Origin of the sequence: Methylobacter svalbardensis (genome assembly GCF_037671525.1) — a bacterium.
GTDB classification, from domain to species: domain Bacteria; phylum Pseudomonadota; class Gammaproteobacteria; order Methylococcales; family Methylomonadaceae; genus Methylobacter_A; species Methylobacter_A svalbardensis.
In genome coordinates this window covers 1-4,153 of sequence record NZ_JAWPOH010000129.1, presented here as the reverse complement: position 1 = coordinate 4,153, position 4,153 = coordinate 1, and the positions used below count along the sequence as shown (strand labels likewise).

General features: G+C 41.4%; 6 protein-coding genes and 1 pseudogene. All 7 read right to left on the bottom strand.

Annotated elements, in window-relative coordinates; all coding sequences use genetic code 11:
- Positions 1-93: 93 nt before the first annotated feature.
- Positions 94-378, bottom strand: a complete 285-nt coding sequence (locus tag RW114_RS20045; protein WP_340124504.1) for a hypothetical protein — start codon at positions 376-378, stop codon at positions 94-96.
- 185 nt (positions 379-563) lie between these two features.
- Positions 564-1,682, bottom strand: coding sequence for a tyrosine-type recombinase/integrase (locus RW114_RS20040; RefSeq protein WP_340124503.1), 1,119 nt, complete (start codon positions 1,680-1,682; stop codon positions 564-566).
- Positions 1,683-1,691: 9 nt separating this feature from the next.
- Complete coding sequence (locus tag RW114_RS20035) at positions 1,692-2,162, bottom strand: helix-turn-helix domain-containing protein (protein WP_340124502.1); 471 nt, start codon at positions 2,160-2,162, stop codon at positions 1,692-1,694.
- Positions 2,163-2,419: 257 nt separating this feature from the next.
- Positions 2,420-2,803, bottom strand: a complete 384-nt coding sequence (locus tag RW114_RS20030) for a Crp/Fnr family transcriptional regulator (protein WP_340124501.1) — start codon at positions 2,801-2,803, stop codon at positions 2,420-2,422.
- Between the two features lie 162 nt (positions 2,804-2,965).
- Positions 2,966-3,187 (bottom strand): hypothetical protein, encoded by a 222-nt coding sequence (locus tag RW114_RS20025; RefSeq protein ID WP_340124500.1) that lies wholly within the window; start codon positions 3,185-3,187, stop codon positions 2,966-2,968.
- 97 nt (positions 3,188-3,284) lie between these two features.
- Positions 3,285-3,998 (bottom strand): hypothetical protein, encoded by a 714-nt coding sequence (locus RW114_RS20020; protein ID WP_340124499.1) that lies wholly within the window; start codon positions 3,996-3,998, stop codon positions 3,285-3,287.
- Positions 3,999-4,028: 30 nt separating this feature from the next.
- Positions 4,029-4,153: pseudogene (locus RW114_RS20015) on the bottom strand (IS1595 family transposase); the annotation flags it as partial.

Genomic DNA, 4,153 nt, shown 5'->3' with positions numbered 1-4,153 from the left:
CTTCCAATGCAATTTTGGCTTTTTGAGCCCCTGTAAAAATCTTCCGTTTGCTTTCGCTCATTTCCTGCTTCTCATTTTTCGACAGAGCATAGCTTAAACTATTGTCCGGAATTCGGGGTCCACTATAACCGTCGAGCGCGGGCGAATCGGCGCACTGTAAACCGGCACCAATTCCGGCACATGTTCTTCAAACACCAAGCCGAATTTTTTCCCTTTCTTAAGATTTTTAACTTCCGCCAGCAAAACATCCCGGAGCGCTATGTCCTGAACTTGCTGAATTTTGTCTTCAAGATAAGCCAATGTTGTTCCTAGTTTTTTTAAAAGTATTTCGGTATTTAAATCAAGCGGCCAATACCCTAAAAGCGGAGATTCGCCCATAAAAAACCCCGGATTTCGTCAACTTTTCTGATGGAAAAGCCGGATTTCCAGGGCACAATTTTGACAAATTGTAGGCTTAAAGCCGTCTAGCTTCAAGGAATACCCTACATTTGCACTTAATGGCGGCAGTTGGAAACTAATCACTGTTGCTTACACAAAGTGGAAATAGTCGTAAACAACATGTATTAGTCACGCTTAAATTCCATTTGTGAGTTTTGATCAGCCATTGCTTTAACAACTGCCCTTGCAATATCATCAACATTTTGGTTGACAGAAGAGCGTGGGGATTTTAATTGCTGAAAAATCTCCCCCTGCCGGTGTTGTTGCACTTCACCATAGCTATACAAAGTCGTCAAAACATCCTCATGCCCTAAATTCTGTCTCCAGGATTTAAACTCTTCAGGGGTTTGGCATAGCTTTTGACCAAGTGTCACTATCGTTTTGCGGAAACTATGCGGATTAAAATAAGGTAAATCAGACGATTCAAAAGCGTCTTTAAAAATTGCCCGTATGGGTGAAGCAGTACTCCAATGTTCCTTCTTAAAACCTGACGCTTTAAAAATTCTGTCTTCACCTGAAATCACATTAGTTTTAGGAAATAAAGGATCATCATTGCCCCAAAGCAACTCTTCTTTAAGATAGCGCACCCAATCACAAACAATTTGCTGAATGTCATCCCCGACCGGAAAGAAAAAAGTAGTAAATGTCTTACTAAACTTAGTATTCACCTCCCTAGCATCCTGAAAAACACTATTCCCATTTATATCAATATGTTTTAACTTCATAGAAGCAATGGCACTATCTCTAGCCCCAGTTAAAAGAGTAAAAGCAACAAGACTACGATTACGTTTTTCTATGTCAGAATTGTTAGGCATAGTCTCAATAACATGTTTAATTTGTTCCATAGTAGGAACAGCCGTTTTCCTACGCGCCGTTGCAATACGAACTTCTTTTTCCGACAAGTTAAAATATTCCGTATCGGTATAACTAATCCGGGACTTATATCCTAGTTGCATAGCCAACCATTGAAAAAAAGCTTTCAATTGCCCCAATGTAGAATTAAGCGTAGCTTTACTTAATTTTTTTCCTGTTTGCTGGTTATCCTGCTTGGCAAGATGGTTTTTAAATCCAACCGCTTGCTCAAAATGAAAGGTCTTAAAATCACGGTATTTTGTATAGGATTCAAAACGGCTTACTGCCTTAGCAACTGCATCAACGGAACTCTCATTTTGACGCTTGGCTTCCTTAAGAAATATAAAATATTTACGCTTGATACGTTCGTTTTCTGCATTGTGTTTTATCATGGTTTTAACTCACTTATTAAAGTCACTGTTTAAGAGGGGTTTAATACTCTCGTTTATGTGTTTCAGTGCCTTCGGTAATGTGATGTCCAATCTACCTTGAATTTGCTCTAATTTGGCAATATTAAAGTATTTATTGATGATCCCATTGCATGATGGGCAGAGGCCAATCAAACGCCCCATACTGGAGTTGATCGGCTCATAATCAGCCATATTTTCAGCGGGTAATTGAGGCAGCCGACAACGGACGCAATAAATCTCAAAAGGTAGACATTTCCGTTTTGTACTATTCCTTTTTACCTGCAAATAATGCTTCAAACTAGAACCAAGGATTAACGTTGGCCTTTTGTCGTCATTAGTCGCCAATCCATCTTTGACCCATAAACGCACCGTGTTTTTATGGACAGAAAACAGATTAGCCACTTCCTCCACCGTATAATTACGATGGATTTTTGCTAAATTTGGATTTGGACGCTTAGCCATTACTTTGCACTACGCCAGCGTTGTTTGCCTGTGCGCTTTTCTGAATCATTTGCTTTAGGTGTGTAAGTAATATTTTTCATACTGGTATGGTTATGTAGGTGTGTACCAAATCGGGGTAAGCAAGGCTTTTGTAAGCCATTGATTTCTTATTGATGCGTACCCTTAAACGGTTCACAAAACCCAATTAAATAAATTTGTGTACCGATATGGAGCATACAAAATGATCTTGTGTGCCCCTTTTCGGTACGGTTGCTTTATTATTCTGGCTTCCATTTCTCCCAATCGTGGGTTGGATTTCTGAAATCAAACGGCATCCAGGTCAAACGCCATTCACGCGCCTTACTACCCGTTCTGCTGTTGAATAAAGACTCTGTTTCGCAAACAATAAAGCCGCGATCCTGTAGCACCTTAAACGCTTTACCAGCAGTTTCAGGTTTACATCCAATCTTTTGACCCGCTTCACGTACACCATAGGCAACAGGTCTATCGTTTCGCCACTGCATCTGTAGCAAGTCCATCAACACTTTTGCAGTGGGCGACATCGACTCATAAGAATTTGATTCTCGCATCGCCCTAGAAACGACCATAACGCCGCCCCTACTATCGTATTTGAGCTTTGGCCCTTTATTTTTCTTCGCCATATCAAGCCTGATAAATCGGCACAAGTAATAAAATCACTGTAGTTTTCACCTACAAGTCGCGAAAATCCTGGCATTCCTCCGCATTAGCTATGCGATACCGGCTATCTGTGCCCAATTATCCGAATCGGTAGCCAGTTGCACACCCTGCGAACTAGGCAGAATTTACGCGCCCCTCCGATCTGCTAAGCACTGAGTAAAAGTCGGAATGTGAACCAGAAAGTTTCTGGCTGTAACTTTGACAAATGCACCTTTAAATCCGTTTGCATCACGATTTTTGAACAGCCAGTAAAATTCCGATTCTTTCAGCGGATTGTCAGGGTGAGTGGCAAAACTGCTTTTCGGGCAGAAGTCGCTCAAGGTTGTGTCGGTGGGTGTGTTGGTCATAAAAAAGCCTCACGGGTAGTTAAACATCGTGAGGCTATGATAATCGGGTGTTAGGGGATTATTCTGGGGTGTAAAATTTAGTCCGGTCGAAGTAAATTTACTTCCTACTGCTATTGGCTTTCTTGATCCAGTCTCTAAGGTGATCTGCAATTGAATCAGTCGCTAGTGGTGGCTGCGCATCAGGCCAAAACAAATCAGCCTTAGCATCAACCATGGCAGCTATTTTTGATGCAACAGGCTCACCTTTTGTGTCCCTACATTCCTCCGGCCATTTAGCCAGCACGGCAAATGCAGCACTAAAAATTTGCTCACGGTTTTGGGCGTGTCGCTCTTTGTGGCCGTTGGATTTGAAAGCGGGGTTATCTGTAGCGTTTTCGTTCTCATTCTCACTGAGAAGTTCCTCGAATACTCTTAATGCCCCAGTGCGAACAACGAGAATTGAATTTTCAGGTAAAGAACACGCCGGGTAATATCTATCCAGTCTACGCCAGGATTTTTCTTTCTCAGTTAATTTTTCAAGTTTTTCTTTACGTAGCACCAATAATTTTTCTTTTCTTCTGTTGCTGCACTTATTCAGCTCAAGTCTTCTTAGTTTATGAAACTGTTTGCTTCTAGCTGTGCTAGGGTTGTACATATCATCATCATCAAATTGATCTTGTAATTTACAAATGATTTCGCTGCTTCCCTGCACAAAAGCACCGTCCATACTGATTAGTTCAACATCTGGCCCGCCGGTCAGTTCATGATATTTTTTTTCAACATAAATTCTTTCGCCGCCAATCATTGGCAAATCCCAAACCCCTTCAATCACTACAACCTTTTCTTCTGTCTTTAAATATGGCTATGTCATCGTTAAATATTGAAAATTCCCCAGAGCAGCATTGAGTAGGGTTTCCGGCGTGAGTTGGCAGTGTTGTTCAAAAGCCCGTCGCCAGCCCAGGTAGTTTGGCAAGTATTTGGTAGCTA